Source organism: Brachybacterium sp. (assembly GCF_036379615.1).
Taxonomy (GTDB): Bacteria; Actinomycetota; Actinomycetes; order Actinomycetales; family Dermabacteraceae; genus Brachybacterium.
In genome coordinates this window covers 42583-68892 of the sequence record NZ_DASVGJ010000078.1, presented here as the reverse complement: position 1 = coordinate 68892, position 26310 = coordinate 42583, and the positions used below count along the sequence as shown (strand labels likewise).

The following is a 26310-nucleotide window of genomic DNA, read 5'->3' as shown; positions in this document are numbered from 1 at the left end:
GGGTCGCCGGCCAGGGCACGACGCCCGCCGGGGGCCGCCCGAGTACTGCCTGGCGGGACTCCGTCGGCAGTCGGGCGGCGTCGACTATCGCGCTCCCACCAGGTGCACCGAGCCGTCACCACGGGTGGTGACCCGGGCGGACATCGCCGCGCACAGGTCGATCCGCTGCCAGGACGAGGTCGAGTGCACGCTGAGATCCAGCGGGTGCCCGGAATCCAGGGCGGTCAGCTCGAGCACCTGCAGGCGCTGCGCCTCTGTGAGCGTGGGATGGCTGGTGAGCAGCAGGGACCCGGCGATCCGCGGGACGTCCATGGGGATCCCCGCCGCGCCGACGCGGTCGAAGCCGTAGTTCATGCGCTTGCGGTAGATCCGACGTGCGTCCTCCGAAGGCATCCAGGCGTCGTCCTTCGCGAGGAAGCGCAGCAGGTCCTCGCCGCAGTCGGCCTGCAGCACCGCGTACAGCTCGGCGCGCGCCTGGAGCAGCAGGGGGCGGAACTCCTCATCGGCCCAGCGCTTGGCCATCGCGGCCTGCCCCATCATGCGACCGCCGATGACGTCCAGCGGGTAGTGCATGGCCATGATGATGCGGTAGTGGCCCGATCCGGCGGTGCGAGCGAGGATCTGCGGGGCGAGCTCCGGCAGCAGGGTCGCCAGCAGGGTCCCCTGCCAGTAGGCCTGGTTGGTGTGACCGCTCGGGTAGGAGCCGGAGGTCGAGGAGTAGGCGTCCCCGCCCTCCTTGTCGCGGGGGACGTACTGGTCTGGGGCGACGATGAACGGCCGGTCGTAGTCGAAGAACTCCTTGGAAGGATTGGTCGACTCGCTCTGGGCCCGGCCGCCGTCCTTGTGGATGAGGGCGGTGGTCCGGGGCAGCCGACCCGCGGCGACGGCCTCCTGGTAGATCGCGCCGAGCCGCTCACCCAGCGCGTTGCCCATGGTCACCGACATGTCGCCGTACTCGTCGACGATCGCCGCGGCCTCCTCCTCGGCGGTGGCGTCGCGGTTGATCTCCAGGGTGAGCGCGAGATTCCGATCGAGCACGTCCTGGTGGTCGCGCTGCAGGGCGAGGAAGCCCGACAGCAGCGGCACGTAGTCCACCTCGCGGTCCGACGGGTACGTGGCCTCGAGCTCGGCGCGGGAGAAGGGCTGTGGGGAGTCGATGTCGACCTCGTCCAGGCCCGGGATCTCGTCGCGTCGACCCTTGCCGTGCCCGCGGCCCGGCCCCTCGGCCGAGGCGGTCACGAGGGGGCCGCCGAGCACACCGATGGCGGCTGTCGCGGTGCCGGCCAGGGCGAGGGAGAGCAGATCGCGCCGCGCCGGCCTGCGACCGCTGCGTGCCTCCACGAGGTCGGGTGAGGCAGAAGCGGGCGGGGCGGCCTCGCGGGGAGGCGTGGACAGGGTCATGGGAATCCTTCCGGAGGAGGGTGGCGGAGGCGGGTCCCCTCCGCCGGTCGCGGTCACCGCACCGGGGCGATCCGCAGGGTCAGCTGGAGCGGCGCAGCTGTCGACGCGGGGATGAGGAGCACGTCCCCGGCGGGCTCGTCGCTCGCACCGAGGAACGAGTAGGCCTCGCCCGGGTCGTAGAAGGCTCGGCCGCCGAGGCCGCCCTCCACCTCGATCTCGAGCCGCTCCTCGGTGCCGCGCAGCACGCAGCGGGCGCGGTGCGCACCGTCGGCCGGCTCCAGCACGTGCCGGCCCTGCGCCTCCTGGCGCAGGTCCGCACCGGGTCGGAGACCGTCGAGCGCCAGCAGGAGACAGACCGCCGTGGTGGGGCCGACGAAGTCCCACCGCAGCGCCAGCTCGTCGGCCCGCAGCGTCGCCTCCATGGTGGTCCGCAGCGAGACGGTCTCGACGGGGCGGCGGGAGAAGCCCATGGCGGCGGCGAAGCGACCGTTGAACTCGAGGGCGTACGCGCCGTCCGGGTCCCGCTCGGCGGGCGGCAGGGGCTGGAAGTACTCCCCGCCCACCTCCTCCTCGAGCAGGTAGCGCAGCGCTCCGTCGGCGGCCTCGGCGGGCACGGGGGCGCCGGGCCGCAGCGGTCCGAGGGAGAAGAAGTCGCGCGAGAGCCGCAGCTCTCGCACTCCCGCGGAGCGTCCCAGGAACCGGGCGAGCACCGGCTGGGAGCTCGTTCCCGAGGTGATCCGACCCAGCTGTGCCGTGTCCGTGCCGCCGTAGAGCACCGTCGAGCTGGTCCCGTGGTCGGCGCGCACCAGGCCGGAGACGGACAGCTCCACGACCTCCGGTCGGTCAGCAGTGGGATCCGGTGCCGGGGCGGGCAGGGCCCCGAGCGCTCGAGGATCCTCCCTCCCGTGGGCGAGCAGTGTGAGCAGGGCGTCGGCGTCGGCGCGCTCAGCGGTGCGCCGAGCGGCGCGGGCCGTCAGCGGGTCCTGAGCACGGGCGGCATGCGCGCGGAACCACGGATGCAGCGCCCCGCCGTCGAAGCGCTCGAACTGGTCCTGACGGCGTGAGGCGAGAGTCTCCACGAGCCCGGCCGCGTCCGTGAGATCAGCCTGCCGACGGGTCGCGGCATCCGCCGCGGCGACCAGCTCCGGCCTCTCCAGGATCCGCCCCGTCGTGAGCAGGGAGGGCACGGAGACGTGGGCGGCGTAGTTGGCGCTGCGCTCGGAGAACAGCCCGTCGGCCTGCAGATCCACCCCTTCGGCGAGCCACTGCTCGGCACGCTCGCGCGCGGCCGGTTCGCCCAGCGCCTCCCACAGCCGGCACAGCGCCGAGGCGATCTCCCAGCGATGGTTCGGGGTATGCACCCCGCCCTGCACCAGGGCCGACGTCACCGCCTCGAGCAGCGGGTCGAGCCCCGCGAGGAGCAGCTCGTGACCGGCCGACGCATCGGCACCGGCCGCGAGAGCCGTGCGCGCCCAGGCGAGGTCGTTGATCGTGAAGGCGGTGTCCGGTGGGGAGTCCACGTTGTCCCCGCCGCTGAACGTGCCCGAGGGGAGCTGCAGGGCGCGCAGTCCGGTGAGGGCCTCGACCGCCGCGGCGACCAGCTGCTCCGGCGGCACCTCATGCGCAGGATGCCCCGGCAGCAGGAACAGCACGGCATCACGCACCACCCGGCCCAGAGCACGGTGGGTGGGCCTGGCGAGCACCTGCTCCGCCCGCCCCGGCAGGGCGAGCGCCGTGCCTGCCAGGGTGCGGTGCTGCGCGGGGGACAGCGCGGTGGCGGGGCCGCCGACGGGCTCGTCGGGCAGGGGAGCAGACACGGGAGGGTCCTCTCGGAGCAGGGGAGCGGGCAGAGCCGGAACGGTGCAGGCGAGGCCGGAGCGGGGCTGGTCCCAGCGGGCAGGGCCGGAGCCCGCCCGCCAGTCCGTCAGCCCGTCAGCCCGTCAGTCCTTCAGGCCGGAGCTGATGTCGGAGTTCATGATCTGACGGCGGAACACCAGGAACAGCAGCACCATCGGGATCAGCGAGATCACCGAGGCGCCCAGCAGCACCGCCCAGTCGATGTTCTCCGCACCCACGATCGAGCGCAGTGCGATCTGCAACGTGTACTTGTCCTGATCGTTCAGCACCAGCAGCGGCCAGATGTAGTCGTTCCAGCGCCACTGGAACGAGAAGATCGCAAGGACCGCGATGATCGGTCGGGCGATCGGCAGCATCAGGGTGAAGAAGATCCGGAACTCCCCGGCGCCGTCGATCCGGGCGGCCTGCAGGAGCTCGTCCGGCACGGTCAGGAAGAACTGCCGGAACATGAAGATCCCGGTCGCGGTGATGATCGAGGGGATGATGAGGCCGGCGAGCGAGTTGTACAGGCCGAGCCCCAGGATCACTGCGAACGTCGAGGGCATGATGACCTCGGTGGGCAGCATCGTCGTGGCGAGGATCATCAGGAAGAACGCCTGGACCCAGCGGTTGCGGTACTTCGCGAGCGCGAAGCCGGTGCAAGCGCTCACGAACACGGTGAACACCGTCGACACGATGGCGACGAAGGCCGTGTTCAGGAAGTAGGTCCGGAAGTCGAACCGGGACCAGGCGGCCTGGTAGCCGCTGAGGGTCCAGTCCTGGGGGAACAGCCGCAACGGCCAGGTGAACAGCTCGCTGCCCGGTTTGAAGGAGCTCAGCAGGAACCAGGCGATGGGGAACAGGAACAGCGCCGCCAGCGCCCACAGCAGGGCGTTCGGCGCGATCGCGCGCAGGGAGGGGGTCATTCGAGATCGCTCCTGTCGAACCGCTTCTGGATGAGGGCGATGAGCAGCAGGATCCCCATCAGCACCATCGAGGCGGCGCTCGCGTACCCGATCTTGGACTGCTCGAATCCGGTCTTGTAGATGTACTGGACGATCAGCACGTTCGACGTGCCCGGGCCACCGCCGTTGAGAGCCTGGATCATCGCGAACTCCTTCATCGCACCGATCGTGCCGAGCAGGATCACCAGGAACGACGTGGGGCGCAGCAGCGGCCAGGTGATCCGCACGAACCGGGTGACCGGTCCGGCGCCGTCCAGGGAGGCCGCTTCGAGGTAGGAGCCGGGCACGTTCCTCATCGCGGCCATGAACAGCAGCATCGAGAAGGCGGTGCCGCCCCAGGAGCCGGCCAGGATCACCACGATCAGCGCGAGGTTCGGATCCGCCGCCCACTTCACGGGATTCAGTCCCACGGTGGTGACCAGGTAGTTCACCAGGCCGAAGTTCTCGCCGAACAGCCAGCGGAAGATCACTCCGGTGACGATCGGGGAGACCAGCCAGGGGAAGAAGAAGATCACCTGCGCGATGCTCGAGCCCTTCACCTGGTTCGAGACCAGCAGCGCGCTGATGATGAGCGAGAGGAAGTAGCCGAACGGCACGGCGACCACGGCGTACAGGACCGTCCGGAGCAGGCTCGAGTAGAACTCGCTGTCCCCGAACAGTGCCGTGTAGTTCTCGATGCCGACGAACTCGGCGTCCCCGTAGCCGCGGTAGTCGGTGAAGGAGTAGAAGACGCCGAGGCCGGCGGGCCCCACGAAGAAGATCGCGAACAGCACGAAGGCCGGCAGCAGGAAGACGGCCGCGACGAGTCCGCGGTGGCGGCGAGCGCGGACGGCGTTCGGGCGCCGTGACCCGTCCCCGGCCCGGACGGGCCGGGGCGGGCCCGGGGACGGGACCGGGGCAGCAGAGGTGGTCGTCGTGGACATGTGATCAGGCGAGGCTCTCGTTGAGCTGCTCGAGCGCGTTCTTCACGACGTCCTCGGCGGAGATGTCCCCGGCGATGGCCTTGACGGTCTCGTCACGCAGCGGATCCCCGCTGAGCGGCGCCGCGGTGCCGGCGACCTGGAGCCTCAGCTCTCGAGCCTTCGACTCCGAGACGAAGGCCGGTGACGCGGCGATCGCGGCGTTGTACAGGTCGAAGTCCTCCTGCCGCTCCTCGTAGGAGACCTCCACCCCCTCGGTGGCAGGCAGAAAGCCGGAGATCCTCGAGATCTCTGCGTAGTTCTCCGGGGTGTACAGCCACGTCACGAACTCCAGGGCCTGCTCCTCCTGACCGGATCCCTCGAACACCACGATCTGCGCTGCAGCGCCGAAGTTCGTGGCCTGCTCGGGCTGAGCGGGCATCGGGACGCCGACCCACTCGAAGTCCGCGATGTTCGCGACGAAGTCGGCGATCTGCCAGGACCCGGAGTAGTACGCGGCCACCTGGCCGGTCTTGAACATCGCGTTCGGATCCTCCTCCGTCAGCCAGACCGAGCGCGGCATCACCTCGTCGTCGTTCATCGCGATGAACCGCTCGAGCGCGGCGACGGTCGCGTCGTTCGTCTCGTACGCCGAGAGGTCCTCGTTCAGGGCGAGACCCTCGGAGCCGTTCTGGTACAGGAAGGAGTTCAGGCGATGCGAGCTGCGGTCCATGGTGAGCGAGAACCGGACGCCGGTGGCCTCTCGAACGCTCTTCGCGGCGTCGAGGAACTCGTCCCATGTCCACACATTGTCATCGACCGATGTGGGGTATTCGACCCCGGCCTCGTCCCACAGGTCCTTGTTGAGGAACATCCCCACGGCGGTGAGGTCGCTCGGCAGTGCGGGGACCTTCCCGTCTTCGTCGCTCGCATACATCCCCTCGATCGGCGTGATCTCGGCGGCGATGTCGGCCAGGTCCACGGTGCGGTCGAGCCAGACCGGGTCGACGGAGGGCATGCGGCCGATCGCCGGCAGGTCGTTGGCCTTGGCGGCATTGCGGACCTTGGTCTGCAGGTCATCGTAAGGAACGTCGACGATCTCGATCTCGACTCCGGTCTCCTCGAGGTACTTCTCGGCCAGGGCGGCGTACCCGCCGCCCTGGTTGGCATCGCCGGAGAGGATGAACTGGATCGGCCCGTCCGGAGAGGCGGAGGAGCTTCCGCCGCAGGCGGCGACGGCGGGGATCGCGGCAGCGGCGAGGCCGGCGGCGAGAACGGTACGGCGGGCAGGACTGGTCATGGTGATCTCCTCGGAGGACTGCGCTTCGTTGACGCGCCCAACGCTCCACCGCGTGCTTCTCGAGGGTGCGAGCTAGGACAAGTGCTTCATATGGTCCGGACAAAGGCCGCACTTTGTCAAGCGCTTTCCAGAGGAAGTTCCATCGTTGCAGGTCTCATGCTCGGCTCGGCCCCGTGCACTGCATGGGTGACCGGTCCCCGAGCGGACCGAAGAGCCCCGGCACCTCGTCCCGGACCACGGTGCGTGGTCGAGGCGAGGGCCGGGGCCTTCGGATCGGTGGTCGGGTCAGCCGTGCACGATCTCCACGGGGGCGTCCGGGGCGAGAGCGATGACGGCCCATCCGCCGGGCTCGACGGCGAGGCCCCGAGCGGCGGAGGATCCGCTCACCAGGTCCGTCCCTGCCCCGCGCACCGTCACCGGCTCCGCGCCGTGGTGCAGCAGGAACAGGAAGTCCGCGCCGTCACCACGGCGCCGCACCGCCTCCAGGCCTCGCTCCGCCGCACCCGTCAGCGTCGCCGAGATCCCGAGCCGCGCGGCGGTCTCCGCGAGGAAGGCGTCCCGTGAGTCCTGCCGCAGCCGCGCCGAGAGGTAGACGGCGTGCCCCTTCCCGCGGGCGGCGCGGGTGATCGCGGGGCGCCCGCGCAGCTCATCGTGCGAGTAGAGGGCGAGCGGCTGCGCGTCGACCGCCTCGAGAAGCTCGGTCCATTCCTCGACCACGGCGCCGGTGTCCAGTGCGACCTGCTCGCCGGCGGGCAGCGGCAGCATCTCCTCGACGCGCACGCCGAGCAGGTCCCGCAGCCGCCCCGGGTAGCCGCCCGGGACGATCCGCAGCGACGGGTCGGAGATTCCGGACAGGTAGGTCACGACCAGCTCGCCGCCGCCGGCGACATAGTCCTCCAGCCAGGCCACCTGCGTCTCCGAGAGCGGGTACAGGCACGGCACCACCAGCAGCCGGTAGCCGCTCGCGTCGGCCCCCGGGCGCACGAAGTCCGTCGGGATGCCGGCCCGCCAGAAGGAGCGGTGGGTCGCACGGACCTCGTCGGAATAGGAGATCGCGTCGCTCGGCAGATGCGGGGTCTCCAGCGCCCACCACCCGTCGGCGTGCCAGAGGATCCCCACCTCGGCCGCGATCAGCGGCCCGTCGGCGGGGAGCGAGACCGCGGGAGTGATCTGCTCGAGGAGCGCGCCGAGCTCGCACACCGTCTCGAAGCGGCGGGTGGAACCCCCGGCGTGGGGGACCAGGCCGCTGTGCCACTGCTCGGAGCCGCCCGCGGAGGCGCGCCACTGGAAGAACAGCGAGCTCTGGGAGCCGCGCGCGAGGTAGCCCAGTGAGTGCCGGATCGTCTGCCGGCGGCTCTTGGCGAGCGTGCGGTCACCGATCCGGATGCCGGAGGCGTTCTGCTCCATGAGCACCCACGGCCCGCCGGACCAGGACCGGGTGAGGTCCCCGCCGTAGGCGATGTGGGTCTCGGCGTCCGGGCCGGTGGTGTCGAGATAGTGGTCGATCGAGACCACGTCCAGCTCGTCGGCCCAGGACCACTGCTCGAGGTGGTTCCAGGAGGGGAGCATGAAGTTCGTGGTCACCGGCGCCCTCGAGCCGGCGGCCCGGATCTCGCCGCGCTGCTCGCCCATCGCTGCGAGCATCTCGTCGCTGCTGAAGCGGCGGAAGTCGATCTGCTGGGCGGGATTGTGCAGGTACTGCGTGGTGCGCGGAGGGGTGATCTCCTCCCACTCGCCGTAGCCCTGCGACCAGAACGCGGTGGTCCACTGCCGGTTCAGCTCCTCGAGGGTGCCGTAGCGGGCGCGCAGCCAGGTGCGGAAGGCGCGGGCGGCCTCGGGCCCGTGGTCCAGGGTCCCGTACTCGTTGTGCAGGTGCCAGCCGCGCAGTCCCGGATGGTCGCCGAAGCGCTCGGCGAGCATCCGCGCGATCGCCCGCGAGGCGGCGCGGTAGGCGGGGGCGCTGATCGCGTAGGTGTCACGCGAGCCGTGGGTCAGCCGCACCCCGTCGGGCCTCACCGGCATCGCCTCGGGATGGGCTCGGGTGAACCACGGGGGCGGCGAGGCGGTGGGGGTGGCCAGGAAGAATCCGATCCCGGCCTCGGTGAGCAGGTCGATGACCTCCTCGAGCCAGCCCGTCTCGTACACGCCCTCGGAGGGCTCGAGACTGGACCAGGAGAAGATCCCGAGCGAGACCGTGTTGACCTTCGCGCGCTGCATCAGCGCGATGTCCTCGTGCCAGGTCGCGCGGTCCCACTGCTCCGGGCTCCAGTCCCCGCCGAACAGGAACTGCGGCGGGGCGAAGGGGGCGAAGGGCGACGCGGCCGACGGCGCCTGCACCGCAGCCCCGTCGGACCGGAGCTCGGCGCCCACCGCGCGGGCCGCGTCGGGCGCGCTCATGCGGTGACCCCCGCCGCGCTCTCCTCACCGCGCACCAGCTGCGACGCCTGCGATCCCACCCGCGCGAAGACGCCCAGGGAGTGCACGTCGTAGGTGCGGTCGAGGAAGCGCCCGCCGGTGACGCGCTCTCCGTCGATCAGGTGCACCCACTCGCCGTCCGGCAGATACATCTCCACCCGTCCGGACTCCTGGAACACCGGCGCGACCATCACGTCCGGCCCCAGCATGTACTGGGTGTCCAGCGGGCGGCAGGCGGGATCGTCGGGGAACTGCATCACCATCGGGCGCATCACCGGGGCACCGGTCGCTGTCGTCGCCGCGGCGGTCTCCAGCAGATAGGGCAGCAGCTGCTGCTTCAGGAGCGTGAACTCCCGCATCACCTCCACCGCCTCCTCGTCGAACGCCCACGGCACCCGATAGGAGCTCGAGCCGTGCAGGCGCGAATGGGAGCTGAGCAGGCCGAACGCCGTCCAGCGCTTGAAGACGGTCGGGTCCGGGGTGCCCTCGAAGCCGCCGATGTCATGGCTCCAGTAGCCGAAGCCCGAGGAGGTCAGCGACAGGCCGCCGCGCAGGGACTGCGCCATCGCGACGTAGGTCGACTCGCAGTCCCCGCCCCAGTGGACCGGGAACTGCTGGCCGCCTGCGGTCGCGGAGCGGGCGAAGACCACGGCCTCGCCCGCGCCCCGGCGGCGCTCGAGCAGCTCGAACACCGTGCGGTTGAAGCGGTGGGTGTAGTAGTTGTGCTCGCGCAGCGGGTCCGCGCCGTCGTGCCAGGCGATGTCCTGGACCGGGATGCGCTCGCCGAAGTCGGTCTTGAAGGCGTCCACGCCGTCATCGAGCAGGGCCTCGAGCTTGCCCGCGTACCAGGCGGCCGCTTCGGGGTTCGAGAAGTCGACCAGCGCCATCCCGGCCTGCCAGAGGTCGCTCTGCCAGATCGAGGGCTCGGGGCCGTCGTCCCGCCGCAGCAGGTAGCCCTTCTCGGCCCCTTCGGCGAACAGGACCGAGCGCTGGGCGATGTAGGGGTTGATCCACACGCACACCTTCAGGCCGCGCTCGTGGAGCTTCCGGATCAGGCCCCGGGGATCCGGGAAGGTCGAGGGATCCCAGATGAAGTCCGACCAGTGGAAGCCGCGCATCCAGAAGCAGTCGAAATGGAAGACGGACAGCGGGATGTCCCGCTGCGCCATGCCGTCCACGAAGCTCAGCACCGTCGCCTCGTCGTAGTCCGTGGTGAAGGACGTGGACAGCCACAGCCCGAAGGACCACTCGGGCAGCGACGGAGGGCGACCGGAGCGGGCGGTGTAGCGCTCGATGACCTCGAGCGGGGTGCCGCCGCCGTAGACCTCGTAGCGCAGTCGCTCCCCGGGCACCGAGAACTGGGTGGCCGAGACGTTCTCGGAGCCCACCTCGAAGGAGACCGGGCCCGCGTCATCCACGAGCACGCCGTAGCCGCGGGAGGAGAGGTAGAAGGGGACGTTCTTGTAGGCCTGCTCGGAGTTGGTGCCGCCGTCGGCGTTCCAGATGTCCACGCTCTGGCCGTTCTTCACGAAGGCGCCGAAGCGCTCGCCGAGGCCGTAGATGCTCTCGCCCACGTCGAGCGAGAGCTGCTCATGGACGTAGGGACCCTCGCCCTCGACCTGCGCGTAGCCGATCGAGCGCTCCGTGGAGCTGGTGAGCACCTCGCCGTCCCACAGGTAGTCCACGTGCCACGGACCCTGCAGCGCGATGCGCGCGGTGAGCCGGCCCGAGACGAACTCGACGATCTGCGCCGCGTCGTCACGGGTGATGGTGGGCGTCACCGGGTCGCTCGCGAGCTCGAAGCGGGGCAGAGATTCGCGCAGGCCCGCGAAGTGCTCGATCTTCACCGCGATGACGTCGGGCCGCGGCGCGGTGAACGAGACGGTGATGACCGGTTTGTTCAGCGTGTCGCCGCGGCGCAGGATCCGGGTGACGGGGGCGTGGACGACGAGCTCGTCCTCGCGGATCTCGACGTCGTGGACCTCTGCCGGGCGCTGCAGCGTGACGCCGTCGCGCAGCAGCCAGTATCCGTTGGTGAACTTCACGGGGGACCTCCAGGGTGGGGAAGAGCTCAGGGGCGCTCGAGCCGGAGCCCGGTGAGCGCGTGCGGACCGGAGAGCCGCACTCGGACGCGACCGGTGGGGCCGGCGTCCAGGGCGGAGACCCGGTGGGGCAGGGGGAGTGCCGCGGCGGCCGACGGATCGGCGGCGTCCGGTGCGATGAGCACGGCGGCGGGGTGGGGCGTGGCGGGGTCGACGGCGCTGACATCGAGGGAGCCGACGTCCAGCGGGCGGGTCTCCAGCGCGGTGACCAGGGTCCCCGCGTCGAGCACGAAATCTGCGGTGCCCGAGGCGCCGGTGACAGGCCGCAGCTCGGTGCCCTCCAGGAGCGTGGCGGCGCAGCGGGCCAGACCATCCGTCTCCTCCGCCCGGGCGGCGGGGACGAGATCCTGAGGGGCGGCGGGCACCGGATGCGCCGCGAGGTGGGCGCGCGGGATGCTGATCTCCTCGGCGGCCACGACGTGCCGGCTGGAGCGTGCCACCTGCACGATGACGGGGCCGTCCGGCAGCTCCCAGCCCTCACGGTCCGCGGCGAACAGCGCGAGACGGTCGTAGGGGATCTCGATCGTGGTCGTGGTCGGGGTGGTGGTCGTGCCGGCGACCGTCGACGGCGCCCCGGAGCGGGGCTCGTGCTCGAGGGCGACCACGTCGAAGCCGACCAGTCGCGTCTCCGGCACGGTGTACGGCCTGCGGGAGAACGAGGACTCCGGCATCTGCGCGTACACCTGCACCACGTCATGGAGCCTGCCGGCGGTGCGGCGCTCGGCCGGGGCGGTGAGAGCCACGGTGACGCGCACGGCCTCGGGGCCCGCCGTGACCCCGACGTCGCTCCAGCGCGCCGCGTCCACGGCGAGGCCGTGGCCGAAGGGGAAGCGGGCTCCCTGCCCGTAGAGGTACGTCGACCCGGTGGTGATGACGTCGTAGTCCAGCACCGACGGCAGAGGGCTCGAGTCCGGCCAGGTCTGGGCCAGGCGCCCGGAGAAGTCGCGCCGCCCGGTGAGCAGATCTGCGAGGGCCTCGCCCTCCGCCTCCCCGGCATGCGCCGACCACACCACGGCCCCCACCCGCTCCTCGAGGCCCTCGAGGTCGTAGGGGTAGGAGGAGGTGATCACCAGGACCGTCGCGACCTCCTGCGGCAGTGCGGCGAGGAGCTCAGCGGCGGCCCGGTCGGGGCCGGAGAGCCGCGCGTGCGGGCGGTCCTCGGTCTCCCGGCCGTGCACATGGGGCTCATTGCCCAGCACGAGCACCACCGTCTCGGCGCCGTCGGCGGCCTGCGCGAACGCCGCGGCCGCGCTCTCGTGGACCCGGGCGGCGAAGCGCGCCGCGGAGCTCGGCGACGCGGTGCGCAGCACGAGCGCTCCGGTGTGGTGCTCGAGGCCCACGAAGCGACCGCTGCCCAGGTGCTGCAGCTGCCAGCTGCCATCCACCGAGGTGATGCGCCGGAACGTCTCCTGCACCACCCAGCCGCCGATCCTCGTGCCGGCGGCGACGAGCTGGCCCCGGTCATCGGCGGTGACCAGCAGCCCGGTGGTGGTCTCCCGCAGTGCGACGACGTCCTCCCCGAGGTCGAGCACCTCGAACGCCGCCGCGCCCGGCAGGACCGATCGGGGGACGTCCGCCGCCGGTCGGTGCAGGCGCAGCGACCCATCCTGGGCGAGCAGCACCGACTCGGGGGAGCCGGCCGCGCCGGGCACGCCGGGCAGCGAGCCGGTGCCGATCAGGTCCAGGCCGATCCGGTCGAGCAGGCGGGAGGCGCGCACCGGGCCCGGAGCCGTGCCGGGAGCGCCGAGCGCCTCGGCGAGTGACACGGGGGAGTGGAGATCCCCGCTGTACCAGTCCCCGAGCACCGCATGCGCCTGCTCGCCGAGCACGGCGACGGTTCCAGGGCGCAGCGGCAGCGCGGTCCCGTCGGCGCGAGCCAGCAGCACCGCAGAACGCACGGCGACCTCTCGGGCGAGCTCCCGGCGCGTCACGCGCTGCGGATGCGCCGGGTCCGAGGGCAGGTGCGAGGCGCCGGTCGCCGGAGCATCGGGCAGGGCGTCGAACTCCCCGGTGCGGGCCCGGGCCACCAGCTGGCGCACGACGGCACGGTCCACGTGCGCGGTCTCGATCAGCCCGCGCTCGAGCGCCTGTGTGATCGCCGTGACGCTCTCGCTCGGATCGGAGTCGTGATCGGTGAAGGAGTCCGCACCCGCCCGCAGCATCGCGGCGTAGGCGCTCGCCGCATCCGGCACCACCTTCTCCGCGCGGAACAGGTTCGAGGGCGCCCCCGCATCCGTCACCACGAACAGCAGATCAGGGTCCGGCAGGAGTGACCGCAGCGAGGTCTCCAGGAGGTCGGTGATGTGTGCGGGGCGTCCGTTGACCAGGTTGTACGAGAGCATCACCGAGGCGGCGAGGCCGCTGCGGAGCGGCGCGGTGAAGCCGGGCAGCTCGAACTCCTGCAGCACCCGCGGGGAGAGCTGGGAGTCGCTCACGCACCGGTCCGTCTCCTGGGAGTACGCGAGGAAGTGCTTCAGGGTGGGCAGCACCTGCCAGGTGTCGTCCTCTCCTCGCAGCCCGCCGGAGAACCCGCTGCCGAGGACCGCGTTCAGCAGCGGATCCTCGGTGTAGGCCTCCTCCGTGCGACCCCACAACGGGTGCCGCAGGGAGTTGACCACCGGTGCCCACACGCTGAGGCTCACGGACGGATCGGCCGCATGGAGCTCCCGCACCTCCTGCGCGGTGACCGCTGCCGCCGCGGCCAGCAGCTGCGGATCCCAGCTCGCCGCCATGCCCACAGGCTGGGGGAACTGCGTGGCCAGGCCCCGCCACGCGACACCGTGCACCCCTTCGGTCCCGGTCACGAAGGGACCGATCCCCAGGCGGGGCACGCCCGGCGAGTACTGGTGCAGCATCGCGATCCGTTCGGCGATCTCCATCTGTGCGACCAGAGCTCGGGCCTGGTCGAGACGCCGCTGATCGGCGGCGGCGGGCCGGCCGCCGGGGGCGGCGGCGAGGTCTGACGAGCTCATGGATCCTTCGGCAGGCGTCGGGAGCGAGGGGTGAGGACCGGTGGCGGTCACTGGCGGTGCGGTGCGGTGAGTGAGGCGAGGCGTCGATGCGGCGTCGGTGCGGCTGGATCGGGGAACCTCGACGAAAGCGTATCGAATCGGTTCGACGATCGCCAGGTCAACACTTCCCTGACTGTGTCGCTGCGAGGGGAAGGGTCCGCTGCGGCGCGCCCTCAGCGCTGTCGGACTCCGCTGCCGTCGGCACCGCGCTCGACCCTCAGGCCAGGCTGGGAGCACGAAGAAGTGGCCGTGGTGAGCGTCCCGCCAGGGGGCGATGATGCCGTCTCGCGAGCGTCCCGCACGAGGCGCTCTTCCCTCTCGCGCTTCCCTCTTGCGGGGTCGAAGCGCTTCGACTACTCTGACGCCGCGGGAGCCGGACCTCGGCTGTGACCCGTGTAGTCCTCCCACTCAACGATGAGGTCAGGATCATGAAGAAGAAACTGACGACCCCGACGGTGCGTCGCCGATCATTGGTCAGGATCGGCCTGCTCGGGTCCGTGTGCGCGGCGGGACTCCCGCTGCTGACGTCCTGTGGTGAGATCAGCGGAGGTGAAGGCAGCGTCCAGATGCGGAACTCGGAGCTGGACATCCTCCCCGAGTTCACCGAATGGCCGCTGCCCGCGGAACCGGATCTGGTGGGCGAGCCCCCGGACCACCCCAGCGCCTATCTCACCTACCCGGATCCGGTGCAGAAAGCGGTCCCCGAGCCGCGCGGCGGTGAGGGCAGCTATTCGATCTATGTCCCCAACTGGGGGCCCTCGATGGCGAAGGACGATCCGTACTACACCGCCATGGCCGAGGCCATGGGAGGGACTCGGATCAACTTCGTGCAGAACGATCCCAATGCCTACACCGAAGCCTCGGTGCAATGGATCAAGGCCCAGGAGTTCGGCGACGGCATCCTCCTGTTCTCCTGGATGACCTCGGCGGACGCCAACTTCGACACGACTGTCATCAACCGTTTCGCCAATCTCTCGGAGGTCCTCAGCGGAGACATCTCCGAACGCTGGCCGCTCCTGGCCGGCCGCGGCGACGCCGCCTGGGCCGCGTCGGTGTGGGCCGAGGACCCGGAGAACCCCGAGGAGACCTCCGGCATCTACGGCATTCCGTGGACGTCCAACGGCGGTCCCGGAAACGGATTCTTCTACCGTGCCGACCTGCTCGAGGAGGCCGGGCTCGAGGTGCCCACCACCGTCGAGGAGCTGCTCGAGGTGGCGCGCGAGTGGACTGATGATCCCGCCGGCAGGTGGGCCATCGGCGGCACGGACTACATGTCCAGCGCCTGGTTCCGCCTCACCCCCGGGTCGGGCTGGAGCTCGCAGGACGGCGAGATCGTGCACAACAACGAACGGCCCGAGTTCAAGGAATGGGTCGCGTTCCAGCGTCAGATCCGTGAGGAGGGCCTGGTCCATCCGAACGTCGGCACCCCCACCTTCGACGGCAAGGCCGCGCAGCGTGCGGGCGATGTCCTCTTCGACCAGGACGGGTGGTCCCGGTGGATCGACGTCCCGGCTCAGGTGGCGGCCAGCGGTGAGAACCCTGACTTCGTCCTCGACGCTCTCGGGCCGCTGACCTTCGAAGGCCGCGAGCCGATGTACCACGGCGCGGGCGGTGTCTCCGGGTGGCTGTTCCTCAGCAACCAGCTCGAGAAGGAGCAGATCGAGGAGATCCTCGACGTCGCGAACTGGTGCGCCTCTCCTGCGGGCACCGTCGAGCAGGAGATGATCGTCTACGGCATCGAGGGCGAGCACTTCGAGCGCGGCGAGGACGGCCGCCCCTCGTTCACCGAGGCCGGGATCGCCGCCAAGCAGGACTCCTTCGCCTTCACGGCGATGAGCGGAGTGGTCCAGAACCTCCTCGAGGGTCCGGCGGACCTGGTCCAGCGCCGCTTCGACTTCAACGCCTCCGTGCTTCCGGTGCTGGTCAAGGATGAGTTCGAGACCGCGCGGATCACCACCCCGGACGGCGCCGCCCAGGCCGGCACGATCTTCGACGAGAAGGTCAACGACATCATCAACGGACGGGCCGAGCTCTCGACCCTCGACGAGGCGGTCGCGACCTGGAAGGCCGACGGCGGCGATGTGACGCGCGCCGTGTACCAAGAGGTCCACGCGTCGCTGAAGGGGGAATGAGATGATCCGTCCCCCGATCACGACCCGCGTCGGAGATCCGCGCGGTTGGGGCGGGACCCGATGACGCCCCGCTCCACGGGAGGGGCCTCCGCCCCGGAGGTCATGGCCACCGGGCCGGCGGGCTCCGTCCTGGAGCCTCTCGCGGCTGAGGCGGCCGCCTCCGAGAGGCCTCGGTCCAGCGTGCGTCGGCGCATCCCGCTGCGAGCGAGGCTGCGGCGCGACTGGCCCCTGCTGCTGCTCGTGCTCCCGGCGCTGCTCCAGCTGGCGTTCTTCTTCTACCTGCCCTCCCTGTTCAGCGTCATCGCGTTCATGGACTTCAGCCCGTACCGGCCGCTGTGGGAGAACCCGGTCATCGGGTTCACCTACTTCCAGATGCTGTTCCAGGATCCGTACTTCGTGGAAGCGCTCCTGAACACCCTCAAGTTCGCGTTCGCACAGCTGCTGTTCGTCTTCCCGTTCTCGATCATCCTCGCGCTGGTCGTCCACGGGCTGATCTCCAAGGTGCTGCGCAACTCGTTCCAGTCCATCGTCTACCTCCCGTACTTCTTCTCCTGGGTGCTCGTGGTGACGATCTTCCTGCAGGTGCTCGGGCAGGACGGCCTGCTCAGCCGCTGGCTGGTGGGCATCGGCGCCGAACGGCTCCAGATCATGAATGATCCGGACACCTTCACGTTCCTGGCGTGGATGCAGTGGACCTGGAAGGACGCGGGGTGGGGGATGATCATCTTCCTCGCCGCGCTCGGGGCGATCAGCCCGAGCCTCTACGAGGCGGCCGCGGCTGATGGCGCGAACCGCTGGCAGCGCCTGTGGCACATCACGCTGCCAGGGATCCGGCCGGTGATCGTGCTGCTGCTCATCCTCCAGCTGGGAGGGATCCTCACCGTCGGCTTCGAGCAGTACCAGCTTCAGCGAGAAGCCGTCGGCTGGAAGACGGCCGAGGTGCTCGACACCTACGTCTACTACCGGACGATCCTCGCATCCGACGGCGAGTCCCTCGGCACGGCCGCGGGACTGTTCAAGGGTGTGATCGGGCTGCTGCTGATCCTCTCGGCCAACCACGTCGCGCACCGGCTCGGCGAGCAGGGGGTGTTCCAGAAGGCATGAGCATCCCGATCCCCAAGCTGTTCGCACAGCGCACCAGAGAACGAGCTCGCCCGATCTGGGACGAGGAGCCCTCGCTCCCCGCGAAGCTCCTCCGGGGCCTGTTCCTGGCCCTCTACGCCGGTGCCGTCCTGGTGCCGATCTGGGCGGTCCTCGCCACGAGCCTCGCGAGCGAGGAGGCCCTCACACGGGCAGGTGGCGACCTGGTCCTCTTCCCCACGGACTTCAGCCTGCAGGCGTACCGGGAGATCCTCTCCGGCGGGGCCGTCACCCAATCGCTGCTGTTCACGATCATGCTGACCGTGGTCGGCACGGCGGTGAGCCTCGTGCTCACGGTGGGCGCGGCCTACGGTCTCTCCCGGCCAGGGACGCTGTGGCACACCAAGCTGCTCATGGCCATCCTCGTCACGCTGCTCTTCGCACCGGGCATGTACCCGTCCTACCTGGTGGTCCAGAACCTGGGCCTGCTGAACAACATGTGGGCGCTCATCCTGCCCGTGTGCTTCAGCGCCTGGAACCTGATCGTGCTGCGGACGTTCTTCATGAACAGCGTGCCGCCGGAGCTCATCGACGCCGCGAAGATCGACGGCGCCGGGGAGTTCAAGATCCTCTTCCGGATCGTGCTGCCGATGTCGAAGGCGATCCTCGCCGTCATCGGACTGTTCTATGCGGTGGGCTTCTGGAACACGTACTTCCTCGGCGTGCTGTACACGCCGGGGATGGACGTGAAGCCGATCCAGGTGCTGATCCAGCAGTGGCTGCTCGCCTCCTCGGGGCCGACGGGCCAGGACGCCGCCGCCGCGGCGGCCATCTCCTCCGGCATGGAGAACGCCCCCGCGGCGTCGCTGAAGATGGCGGCCGTGGTCTGCACGATCATCCCGATCGTCATCATGTACCCGTTCATCCAGAAGCACTTCACCAAGGCCGTGATCACCGGCGCCGTGAAGGGCTGAGGAACGGACCCCCGGCCCCGTCCTCGACGACCAGGACGGGGCCCCGGCCTCAGGGCCGAGTGGTCGCGCGGGGGATGAAGGTGGGGCTGAGCTGCCGCGAGTGGGCTGGCACGTCCCGGTCGCCGAGCCGTTCGACGGCCATCGCGACCGCGGTGCGACCGATCGCCGGGATCGGCAGGTCCACCGAGGAGACCTCCCACGGGCCGTTGCTGGCGACATCGGCCGGTGCGATCGCGACCACCTGCACCTGATCGGGGCAGACCGCACCGAGCTGCGACATCGCCCTGCCCAGCATCGCGAGCGCCGGCTCGTGATGCACGAACAGGCCGTCGAACCGTGCACCGGACAGGACCTGCTCCCGCACGAAGGCGGTGACGGCCCCGGGCTCCGGCGCCACCTCGCACACCTCGGCCTCGAGACCGAGCTCGGCGCAGGCCATGGTGTAGCCCAGCCGGGCGCGCCGGGCATAGGTGGGGACCGGTCCGCCGGGTCCGGCCGACGGAGGCTTGAGCATCGCGATGCGGTGCGCCCCGCGATCGTGCAGCTCGCGCACGGCGAGCATCGCCCCGGCGAGGAAGTCGAAGTCGACGCAAGCCAGGCCCTCGGGATCCTGGGGGTTGCCGATCAGCACGACGGGGCTGTGGAGCCGTGCGAGGGAGGGCAGGCGCTCGTCGTCCTCGACGATGTCCATGACGACCAGGGCGTCGACCTTGCCCTCCTCCACGATGCGCAGGGTGCGGGTGCGATCCTCCGCGGTCACCAGCACCACGTCGTAGTCCGCCTCGTGCGCGGCGCTCAGGATCGAGCTGACGAACTCCATGATCACGTGGTCATCGACGTCCGGACGCTGGGGGACGGCCAGGCCCAGCAGCGAGGTGCGCTTCAGGGCGAGGGCCCGGGCACTGGCGGTGGGGTGGTACTCGAGCTCCGTGATCGCCGCATCGATGCGCGCCCGGGTGGACTCCGAGATCGGACGCTTCCCGCTCAGCGCGTAGCTGACCGTGCTCAGGGAGACGCCCGCCGCCCGGGCGATGTCGGTCATCGTGGCCATCTGCGATCCCCTCCGCCGTGCGGCCCCTCGTCTCTCAGGGGTGACGGTCTGACTCGAGCGGATGCGCTCCGCCGTCGGGGACATCCTCCCATGTCAGAGGGCAGGACGGTGGAGTTTCGACGATATTTCGCTGAAACGCTTCGATGACGCGCGCGGCGCGTGTCCGGGGCGCTCGGCGCGTGCGGAGCCGGGACCGTGCCGAGCGCTCCGAGTTCACCGCGACCCGAGTTCACCGCGCCCGAGTTCACCGCGCCCTGAGCTCAGTGCCCCCCCGTTCAGCCCAGCGGGCTGCTCGCGAGGACGGCGACCACCACGAGCAGCAGCGCGATCGCCCCCAGCAGGGCGCCGAGCACCGAGGGCAGCATCCGCGGAGCCCGGCCGCTGTCGTAGTGGCCGACCCCGATCACTCCCAGCACCACCGCGAACAGGGCGAGGGGCACAGCGACCAGGTCGCCGATGACGGGGATCAGTGCGCACAGCACGGCCAGAACGCCCAAGACCAGGGCGTACCCGCCGGCGCGGTGCCCCCGGGAGTGGTGCTCGCCGGAGTGGTCTTCGTCGGCGCCATGCCCTCCGGCGAGGTGCTCGCCGTTCACGGAGCCGTCAGGCGCGGCCCGCCCTGACGGGCCCGGGCCAGGATCGCCTCGGTGAAGAGCTCCACCACCTCGGGCGCGAGGTGGAGGTTGAAGGTGGGCTCGAACAGCTCCGCCTCGAGCAGCACCAGTCCGTGCTCCGCGGTGTCCACGAGGTCGATCCGCCCGTACAGGGGAGTGGGCAGACCCGTCGCCGCCGTGACCGCCGTGAGCACCCGTTCGGCGAAGTCCCGCTCCGCGTCGGTGGCGACCACGGCCTGGGGGGCTTCCCGATAGACGCCTCCGCGCAGCCCGCCGCCGCGGGCCAGCAGCGCCCCCTTGGCGATGGCGTGCGTGAAGCTGCCGTCGAGCGTGTACACGGCCTTCTCCTCTCCCGCGGACAGCTCGGGCACCTCGGGCTGGACCATGACCTCGCAGCCGGTGGCAAGGATCGTGCGGGCCAGCTCGAGGGCGGCCGGGTCGTCGGCCGCGTGCAGGCCTGCATGCTGGGAACCGGCGCCGACGGTGGGCTTGAGGACCACGTGCGAACCGTCGGCCGCCTCCGCGAGCGCCGCCCGCACCGAGGCCTCGTCCGCGCAGTAGGCCGTCGGGACCACGGCGATCCCGGCGGCCTCGAGCTGGGCGAGGTAGCGCTTGTCCATGTTCCAACGCACCAGGTCGGGCTCGTTGAGCACGCGGGTCGAGGTCTCCGCCCGCTCGAGCCAGGCATCGAACTCCGCGGGATGCAGGGCGTAGTCCCACGGACTGCGCAGCACGAGGAGGTCGAAAGCGGTGAGATCCTCGGCGGAGCCCGCAGCCGTGCCGCGCCAGACCACCGCGTCGGCCTGCACCCCGCGCTCGCGCAGCGCGGCGACCAATGGCGCGCTGTCTCGCTCGGGGTCCGCCCCGGTGAAGAACGCGGGGTCGGTGGTCACGATGCCGATGCGGGTCATGGAGGTGAGCGTAACGGCGAGCAGGGTCGGCGCGGGACCGCGGTCCGCGCCCGGATCAGGGGGGAATCAACCGGCTCCGGCGGGAAGCAGCACGCGGGCCTGGACGGGGAGATGATCACTCGGCCAGATCCCGCCCGGACGCGCCGCATTGATCGTCGCATCGAGCACGTGCGCGTCCTGGCTGAGCAGTATCCAGTCGATGCGAAAGTCGGACTCCTCCGCCTCGCCGAAATGAGGGAATGTGCTCCATGCGGGACTCAGCCGCTGCTGCGCAGTGCGCCAGGAGTCCTGCAGTCCGAAGTCATCCACCAGCACCGTGTAGGCCGGCGAGTCCTCGGCGACCGCGTTGAAATCACCGGTCGTGATCGTGGGCAGGCCGAAGAGGTGGAACTGACGGAGATGGTCCGCCACCAGCTGCGCCCCCTTGACCTGGGCCTGGGTGATCACGTGATCCAGATGGGTGTTCAGGTGCACCAGCTCCCCGCCGGTCTCGAGGTCCCGGAAGCGGGCCCACACAGCGGCCCGGGGCCCGGCGTTCCCCCAGGTCCGTGAGCCGACCTCCCGGGGCCGGTCCGAGAGCCAGAACTGGTTCCAGGTCAGCAGCTCGAGCCGGCGCGTGTCGTAGAAGATCGGGTTGATCAGGCCCTCGTTCCCACCTGCGGTCCCGACGCCCAGGCTGCGGTGGTGGGGACCGAGCCCCGCCTCGATCGGGCCGAAGGTCCAGCCCTGCATCTCCTGCAGCCCCAGCAGATGCGGCTGCTCGGCGGCCATCAGCGCCTCGATCGCCGGGGCGCGATGCGGCCAGTGCCCGGGGTCCTCGGGAGTCGAGCGGTCCGTCTGGAAGAGAGCGTTGAAGCTCATCACGTGCAGGGCGCCGCCCGGCGGGGTCCCGTCGGTGTCGGGGACGGAGGGTGCGGTCGAGGTCATGCGGACTCCTGGACGTGGTGCGGTGCGGGCGGCAGAGGCGAAGTGGACGGGGGCAGGGGCAGGAGGGTCACCAGTAGCGCTCGAGCGCCTCCTCCACCGAGCCGAGTGCCTCGAGCGATCGCTCGTGGTGACGGACCACGATGCCGCTGGCGAGGCAGTCGGTGAGGAACAGCTCGGGGATGCGACTGGTCAGCGCCCCGGTGCGCAGCGGCGTGCGGTCCTGGACCGCGAGGAGCACGTGATCGGCGAGCTCGGCCGCGGGGGAGGTCGACAATCGGGTGATGAGCACCGTGCGGCAGCCGCGACGTGCCGCCTCGGCGAGCTGCGGGACGGTCTCGGACGCGGTCCCGGTCTCGGAGACCACCACCAGCACGTCGCCGGGACGGGCCGCTGCCAGTCCGATCACTGCCGAGGGCGGGTCGTGGAAGGTGGTGGCGGGGACGGAGAGGCTGCGCAGCTTGTGCTCGAGGGACACCGCGATCATGTGCGCGGAGCCGGCACCCATCGCATAGACATGCCCGGCCTCGCCGAGCACCCGGACGACCTCCTCGAAGGTTCCCGGATCGAGCAGCCGCGCGGTCTCCTCCATCGAGCGGGCGCTGAGCACGGAGTGGCTGGTGACCAGCTCGGGCAGCGGGGTGCGGTCGGTGATGTCGCCCGTGATCCGCGGGGAGTGCGACGATTCGGTGCGGTCGGCGGCCAGCACCAGCTCGGTCCGCAGCCGGGTGAACCTCTCGATCCCGAGAGTGCGGCACAGCCGTGTCACCGAGGCGGCCGATGACCCCGCCCGTTCTGCATACTCCGTGATGGTCATCCGCCCCACCTCGGCCGGGGATTCGAGGGCGAGGCGTGCCAGCTGCTGCAGCTGGGGGGAGAGAGTGGGCAGAGCGGCCCGCAGCAGCGCGAGCACGGGCAGCTGCTCGAGGGACGTGTCCTCGTGCGGGCTCGGGGCGGTCGGGGGCATCGAGGGCCTTCCTGGTGCTGAGGTCCGGGCGGGTGCCGGAAGCGTCGGTGCCCGGCATCATGGCATGGGCGGTGCAACGGCGAGCAGAGCGGTGGTGGGGGACCGGGGCGTGGGGGAGCCGCTCACGTGAGGGCTCCGGTCACTTCAGGGCCCCGGCGCTCAGGCCCTCCTGCACCTGGCGCTGGAAGACGATGTACAGCACGAGCACCGGCAGCATCGAGATGATCAGGCCGGCGAACAGCTGGGCCATCGACGTCGGCGAGGTCTCGTAGTTCTCCCCGAGCGCGAGCGCCACCAGGCCCTGGCTGAGCACGAAGTTCGACCGCGATTCGTCCTGCTGGGGGTTCAGCACCTGGGGGAGCAGGAACTGGTTCCACTGCCCCAGGAAGTTGAACACCCCGATCGAGACCAGGCCGGGCCGGGCCAGCGGCAGCATGATCCGGAAGAACACCCCGAAGTGCCCCGCCCCGTCGAGGAAGGCCGCCTCCGAGAGCTCCGTGGGCAGGCTGCGGAAGAAGCCGGTGAGGAAGAAGATCGAGAACGGGAGCGAGAAGGCCGCGTAGACCAGGACCAGGCCGGTGCTCGTCTGGAACAGGCCCAGCGACTGGACGATCCGCACCAGCGGCACGATCGCCAGGAACACCGGGAAGGTCATCCCCGCGAGGTACAGCCAATACAGGATCCGGCTGCCGGGGAAGGGATAGCGGGCCATCACGTAGGCCGTCATCACGGCCAGCAGCATCGTCAGCAGGACCCCGCCGCACACCACGATCATGGTGTTGGCGAAGTAGGCGCCGATGTTCGATTCCTGCCAGGCCGCGATGTAGATGCCCAGCCGCAGCTCTCCGGGCAGGCCGAACGGGCTGTTGTAGATCTCCTCGTTCGTCTTCAGGGAGGAGATCACGATCCAGGCCAGCGGGATCAGCACGGCCAGGGCCCACAGCAGCAGGATCAGGTGCGGGGTGCCGGACAGCAGCGCGGAGCTCCGCCTGCGGCCCGGCCGCACAGGTGAGGCCGACGGGCCGGTGCCCGACGGGGAGACCGACGGGTCGGTGCCCGACGGGGTGGGGTCAGACGTGGCAGCGGTCTGCGTGGTGGAGGAGGACGGGGCGGTCATCAGTACTCGAGCTCCTCGCGCTTGGTGAGCCGATAGGTGAGCAGGGCCAGCGCGACCGAGCCGAGCATCATCACGGTGCCCATCGCGGAGGCGTAGCCGAACTGCGAGTTGAAGGAGAACGCCGTGCGGTACAGATAGGTCGACATCACGTCGGCCCCGAAGTCCGCCGCCGTCCCGGTCATGGACATCACGGCGATCAGCGCATACGAATCCAGAGTGCCGATGCCCAGGTAGATCAGGGCGGTCTGGGCGTGGGACCAGATCAGCGGCAGGGTCACGTGGAAGTAGCTCCGCACCCTCCCGGCCCCGTCCAACGCGGCCGCCTCGTACAGCTCCTGCGGCACTCCGCTCATCGCGGAGAGGAAGAGCACCATGTAGAAGCCGACGGAGGACCACACCGCCGCCAGCGCGATCGCCAGCAGGATCGTGCGAGGGTTCCCCAGCGGCCCGTTCGGGACCACTTCCAGCACGTCGGTGCCCAGCGCCCGCAGCATCCCGTCCAGCAGCCCGCCCCGTGAGGAGTAGAGGTAGCTGAACATGATGCCGATGATCACCACCGGCACCACCTGCGGGAAGAAGAACAGCACCCGGTAGAGGTCCGCACCGCGGGTGGCGCGGAGGGTGCCCGCGCCACCCCGGGTGATCAGCGCCGCGAACAGCATCGCGAGCCCCAGGGTGGCCACGGGGATCACCACCAGCAGCGCGGCGTTGTGGGACACCGCCCGCCACCAGCTGCTGTCCCGCGCCATCCGCACGTAGTTGTCCAGCCCCACGTACTCCAGCGACGGCGAGAACCCGGTCCAGTTCGTGAAGGAGATCTGGACCCCCTGCGCGAAGCTCGAGAGCACGAACACCGCGTACAGCGCGAGGCCCGGCGTGATGAAGGTGATGATCAGCCACCACCGTCCGCGCTGATGCATCAGCGGGTCTGCTTGGTGATCGCGTCGTCCTTCGCCACCTCGTCGGCCTTGGCCTGGCAGCGGGTGAGGAAGCCGTCCACGTCGAGATCGCCGAGCACCAGCGCCATCAGCGCCGCGCGGGTCTCCTCCGCCATCGAGGGGTACCAGGCGGAGTACTTCACGCGCTGCCACGGCTCGACCTGGTGGGAGCGATCGATCATCTCGGTGATGGTGCCGAAGGCCTCGCTGAGCTCCTGGCCCTCGTGGGCGCCGGCGACCATGGTCACGCTGTTGCTGAGCTCGGCGTACTTCCGCGAGACCTCCTTGGACAGCAGCGCGCGCAGGAACTCGAAGGCGGAGGGCTGGTTCGCGGCCGCCGCCGGCACGTACCAGCCGGCGCCGGCGTTGTTCGGCGTCAGATCCGCCAACGCGGGATCGGGGGAGGGGAGCGCGGCGGCGGCCATGCGGAAGCCCTCGGGGATCGCGGACTTCATCTCGTTCTCGAGCCAGGCGCCGACGGGGATGAACGCGGCCTCGTGGTTCAGCCAGGCCGTCTGCGACTGGATGTGGGTCATCTGGGCGACGCCGGGCAGGATCAGCTCATCGGTGCGCAGCTGGAGCAGCGCCTCGGCGGCCTCGCGGATCGCGTCCTGCTGCCAGGCGCCCTCCTCGAGGTTGTCCACGTTCTTCCACACCTCCTGGCCGCCGATCTTGGAGACCAGCGGCTGGAGCACGCCCTCGTCGAAGTAGCTGGGGTGCATGCCGGTGAAGGCCCAGGGGTGGATGCCGTCGGCCTTGATGTCGGTGGACAGGCTCATCAGCTCGTCCCAGGTGCGGGGCATCTCCCAGCCCTTCTCCTCGAACAGGGCCGCGTCGCGCCAGATGCCCCAGGCGTACTGCACCGTGTTCAGGCCCACGAGCTGGCCGTTGATCATGCCCTCCTCGCGGATGCCCGGGTTCAGCGACTCCTCGACGGTGATCGCCGGGTCGTCCCAGCTGGGGGCGGCGAGCAGATCCTCGAGGGTCGCCAGCTGCTGGTTGGCGCTGAGGGAGGTGACGTCCAGCGCGCCGGCGCCCGAGTTCTGGAAGAGGTCCGGGGGCGTCTGGTTCACGAACTGCGGCTGCAGGGTGCTGAGGTCCTCGGTGCCCACGATGTCGGAGGTGAGCTCTGGGTGCTTGGCGAGCAGCAGCTCTTCGGCGAGGTCCAGGTGGGGGAGCCCGTTCCCACCGTCGAACACGAAGGCCTTGAGTTCGCCGCCGGTGACGCCGAAAGGGTTCTCGGGGCTGGTCTCGGCGGCGGGTGCGGCCTCACCCCCGGCAGGGGCGCCGGAGGTGGCACAGGCGGAGAGGCCGAGGGCACCCAATGCGCCGACGAGCCCGAGGACGGAGCGGCGCGAGGGAGAGGGGGAGCGGTGGGAGAGGTGACGCGAGCCGAGGAGCGCTGAAGACATGACGTGCCTTTCGGTGTCCGGAGGGTGACACCGACAGCGTTGACGAACGAGGTGACAGCTCGGTGACCTCGGGGTGAAAATCTACGCCCTGGTTGAGCGTCATCGCGTTAACAATTTTCACGATGGCGGAGCCGGGGGTGCATCGCCGTGTGGCGTCGGGCCGGCTCTGTGCCCTCAATGGCCGTCGGCGGCCCCGTCGGCGGCCCCCTTGGCGCCTCCCTCGGCGGCTCCCGCCATCGGGCAGGGCCGGCGCGCTCGCCT

Annotated in this window: 19 protein-coding genes; 3 read left to right on the top strand and 16 right to left on the bottom strand. The window is 70.5% G+C overall.

Going from position 1 to position 26310, the window contains the following annotated elements; genetic code table 11:
• Positions 1 to 84: 84 nt before the first annotated feature.
• From VF289_RS18925 to VF289_RS18890, 8 genes are all read right to left on the bottom strand, one after another.
• A complete protein-coding gene (locus tag VF289_RS18925; RefSeq protein ID WP_330885953.1) occupies positions 85 to 1401 on the bottom strand; it encodes a phosphatase PAP2 family protein in 1317 nt (438 codons plus the stop codon).
• Between the two features lie 53 nt (positions 1402 to 1454).
• Positions 1455 to 3218 carry a hypothetical protein gene (locus VF289_RS18920; protein WP_330885951.1) on the bottom strand — a complete coding sequence of 588 codons (1764 nt, stop codon included), beginning with the start codon at positions 3216 to 3218 and terminating at the stop codon, positions 1455 to 1457.
• Positions 3219 to 3341: 123 nt separating this feature from the next.
• Positions 3342 to 4163 carry a carbohydrate ABC transporter permease gene (locus tag VF289_RS18915; protein ID WP_330885949.1) on the bottom strand — a complete coding sequence of 274 codons (822 nt, stop codon included), beginning with the start codon at positions 4161 to 4163 and terminating at the stop codon, positions 3342 to 3344.
• The gene (locus VF289_RS18910; RefSeq protein ID WP_330885947.1) at positions 4160 to 5125 is read right to left on the bottom strand and encodes a sugar ABC transporter permease; all 966 of its coding nucleotides are present in this window, start codon (positions 5123 to 5125) and stop codon (positions 4160 to 4162) included. Before VF289_RS18910 ends, VF289_RS18915 begins: the two co-directional genes overlap by 4 nt.
• Positions 5126 to 5129: 4 nt before the next feature.
• Positions 5130 to 6401, bottom strand: coding sequence for an extracellular solute-binding protein (locus tag VF289_RS18905; protein ID WP_330885946.1), 1272 nt, complete (start codon positions 6399 to 6401; stop codon positions 5130 to 5132).
• 285 nt (positions 6402 to 6686) lie between these two features.
• Complete coding sequence (locus tag VF289_RS18900) at positions 6687 to 8798, bottom strand: beta-galactosidase (RefSeq protein WP_330885944.1); 2112 nt, start codon at positions 8796 to 8798, stop codon at positions 6687 to 6689.
• Positions 8795 to 10861, bottom strand: coding sequence for an alpha-xylosidase (gene yicI / locus VF289_RS18895; RefSeq protein WP_330885942.1), 2067 nt, complete (start codon positions 10859 to 10861; stop codon positions 8795 to 8797). The genes VF289_RS18900 and yicI overlap by 4 nt, the downstream gene beginning before the upstream one ends.
• A gap of 26 nt (positions 10862 to 10887) precedes the next feature.
• Positions 10888 to 13890 (bottom strand): glycoside hydrolase family 3 C-terminal domain-containing protein, encoded by a 3003-nt coding sequence (locus tag VF289_RS18890; protein WP_330885941.1) that lies wholly within the window; start codon positions 13888 to 13890, stop codon positions 10888 to 10890.
• A gap of 467 nt (positions 13891 to 14357) precedes the next feature.
• On the opposite strand from VF289_RS18890, the gene VF289_RS18885 reads away from it, so the two are divergent.
• Genes VF289_RS18885 through VF289_RS18875 form a run of 3 tightly spaced genes read left to right on the top strand, consistent with a single transcriptional unit; the run spans position 14358 to position 18115 of the window.
• Positions 14358 to 16061, top strand: coding sequence for an extracellular solute-binding protein (locus tag VF289_RS18885; RefSeq protein ID WP_330885939.1), 1704 nt, complete (start codon positions 14358 to 14360; stop codon positions 16059 to 16061).
• A 60-nt stretch (positions 16062 to 16121) separates the two neighbouring features.
• Positions 16122 to 17165 carry an ABC transporter permease subunit gene (locus tag VF289_RS18880; RefSeq protein WP_330885937.1) on the top strand — a complete coding sequence of 348 codons (1044 nt, stop codon included), beginning with the start codon at positions 16122 to 16124 and terminating at the stop codon, positions 17163 to 17165.
• Positions 17162 to 18115, top strand: coding sequence for a carbohydrate ABC transporter permease (locus VF289_RS18875; RefSeq protein ID WP_330885935.1), 954 nt, complete (start codon positions 17162 to 17164; stop codon positions 18113 to 18115). Before VF289_RS18880 ends, VF289_RS18875 begins: the two co-directional genes overlap by 4 nt.
• Positions 18116 to 18164: 49 nt before the next feature.
• On the opposite strand, the gene VF289_RS18870 is transcribed toward VF289_RS18875, so the two are convergent.
• The 8 genes from VF289_RS18870 to ngcE form a co-directional block, all read right to left on the bottom strand.
• The gene (locus VF289_RS18870; RefSeq protein WP_330885933.1) at positions 18165 to 19166 is read right to left on the bottom strand and encodes a LacI family DNA-binding transcriptional regulator; all 1002 of its coding nucleotides are present in this window, start codon (positions 19164 to 19166) and stop codon (positions 18165 to 18167) included.
• A 275-nt stretch (positions 19167 to 19441) separates the two neighbouring features.
• Positions 19442 to 19762 (bottom strand): hypothetical protein, encoded by a 321-nt coding sequence (locus tag VF289_RS18865; RefSeq protein WP_330885931.1) that lies wholly within the window; start codon positions 19760 to 19762, stop codon positions 19442 to 19444.
• Positions 19759 to 20691, bottom strand: a complete 933-nt coding sequence (locus tag VF289_RS18860) for a hypothetical protein (protein WP_330885930.1) — start codon at positions 20689 to 20691, stop codon at positions 19759 to 19761. The genes VF289_RS18865 and VF289_RS18860 overlap by 4 nt, the downstream gene beginning before the upstream one ends.
• 66 nt (positions 20692 to 20757) lie before the next feature.
• Positions 20758 to 21618 carry an endonuclease/exonuclease/phosphatase family protein gene (locus VF289_RS18855; RefSeq protein WP_330885928.1) on the bottom strand — a complete coding sequence of 287 codons (861 nt, stop codon included), beginning with the start codon at positions 21616 to 21618 and terminating at the stop codon, positions 20758 to 20760.
• Between the two features lie 67 nt (positions 21619 to 21685).
• The gene (locus VF289_RS18850) at positions 21686 to 22582 is read right to left on the bottom strand and encodes a MurR/RpiR family transcriptional regulator (protein ID WP_330885926.1); all 897 of its coding nucleotides are present in this window, start codon (positions 22580 to 22582) and stop codon (positions 21686 to 21688) included.
• Between the two features lie 139 nt (positions 22583 to 22721).
• Positions 22722 to 23699, bottom strand: coding sequence for a carbohydrate ABC transporter permease (locus VF289_RS18845; RefSeq protein WP_330885924.1), 978 nt, complete (start codon positions 23697 to 23699; stop codon positions 22722 to 22724).
• On the bottom strand, positions 23699 to 24619 hold the full coding sequence (locus VF289_RS18840; protein ID WP_330885923.1) for a sugar ABC transporter permease: 921 nt from the start codon (positions 24617 to 24619) through the stop codon (positions 23699 to 23701). Before VF289_RS18840 ends, VF289_RS18845 begins: the two co-directional genes overlap by 1 nt.
• Positions 24619 to 26049 carry an N-acetylglucosamine/diacetylchitobiose ABC transporter substrate-binding protein gene (gene ngcE / locus VF289_RS18835; RefSeq protein WP_330885921.1) on the bottom strand — a complete coding sequence of 477 codons (1431 nt, stop codon included), beginning with the start codon at positions 26047 to 26049 and terminating at the stop codon, positions 24619 to 24621. Before ngcE ends, VF289_RS18840 begins: the two co-directional genes overlap by 1 nt.
• Between the last annotated feature and the right edge of the window lie 261 nt (positions 26050 to 26310).

Bases quoted from the DNA above. Each gene is read 5' to 3' on its own strand.
- VF289_RS18905 (WP_330885946.1), bottom strand. From the start codon at position 6,401: ATGACCAGTCCTGCCCGCCGTACCGTTCTCGCCGCCGGCCTCGCCGCT.
- VF289_RS18900 (WP_330885944.1), bottom strand. From the start codon at position 8,798: ATGAGCGCGCCCGACGCGGCCCGCGCGGTGGGCGCCGAGCTCCGGTCC.
- VF289_RS18875 (WP_330885935.1), top strand. From the start codon at position 17,162: ATGAGCATCCCGATCCCCAAGCTGTTCGCACAGCGCACCAGAGAACGA.
- VF289_RS18870 (WP_330885933.1), bottom strand. From the start codon at position 19,166: ATGGCCACGATGACCGACATCGCCCGGGCGGCGGGCGTCTCCCTGAGC.
- VF289_RS18885 (WP_330885939.1), top strand. From the start codon at position 14,358: ATGAAGAAGAAACTGACGACCCCGACGGTGCGTCGCCGATCATTGGTC.
- VF289_RS18915 (WP_330885949.1), bottom strand. From the start codon at position 4,163: ATGACCCCCTCCCTGCGCGCGATCGCGCCGAACGCCCTGCTGTGGGCG.
- VF289_RS18845 (WP_330885924.1), bottom strand. From the start codon at position 23,699: ATGACCGCCCCGTCCTCCTCCACCACGCAGACCGCTGCCACGTCTGAC.
- VF289_RS18840 (WP_330885923.1), bottom strand. From the start codon at position 24,619: ATGCATCAGCGCGGACGGTGGTGGCTGATCATCACCTTCATCACGCCG.
- VF289_RS18860 (WP_330885930.1), bottom strand. From the start codon at position 20,691: ATGACCCGCATCGGCATCGTGACCACCGACCCCGCGTTCTTCACCGGG.
- VF289_RS18855 (WP_330885928.1), bottom strand. From the start codon at position 21,618: ATGACCTCGACCGCACCCTCCGTCCCCGACACCGACGGGACCCCGCCG.
- VF289_RS18925 (WP_330885953.1), bottom strand. From the start codon at position 1,401: ATGACCCTGTCCACGCCTCCCCGCGAGGCCGCCCCGCCCGCTTCTGCC.
- VF289_RS18890 (WP_330885941.1), bottom strand. From the start codon at position 13,890: ATGAGCTCGTCAGACCTCGCCGCCGCCCCCGGCGGCCGGCCCGCCGCC.
- VF289_RS18880 (WP_330885937.1), top strand. From the start codon at position 16,122: ATGACGCCCCGCTCCACGGGAGGGGCCTCCGCCCCGGAGGTCATGGCC.
- VF289_RS18850 (WP_330885926.1), bottom strand. From the start codon at position 22,582: ATGCCCCCGACCGCCCCGAGCCCGCACGAGGACACGTCCCTCGAGCAG.
- VF289_RS18910 (WP_330885947.1), bottom strand. From the start codon at position 5,125: ATGTCCACGACGACCACCTCTGCTGCCCCGGTCCCGTCCCCGGGCCCG.
- ngcE (WP_330885921.1), bottom strand. From the start codon at position 26,049: ATGTCTTCAGCGCTCCTCGGCTCGCGTCACCTCTCCCACCGCTCCCCC.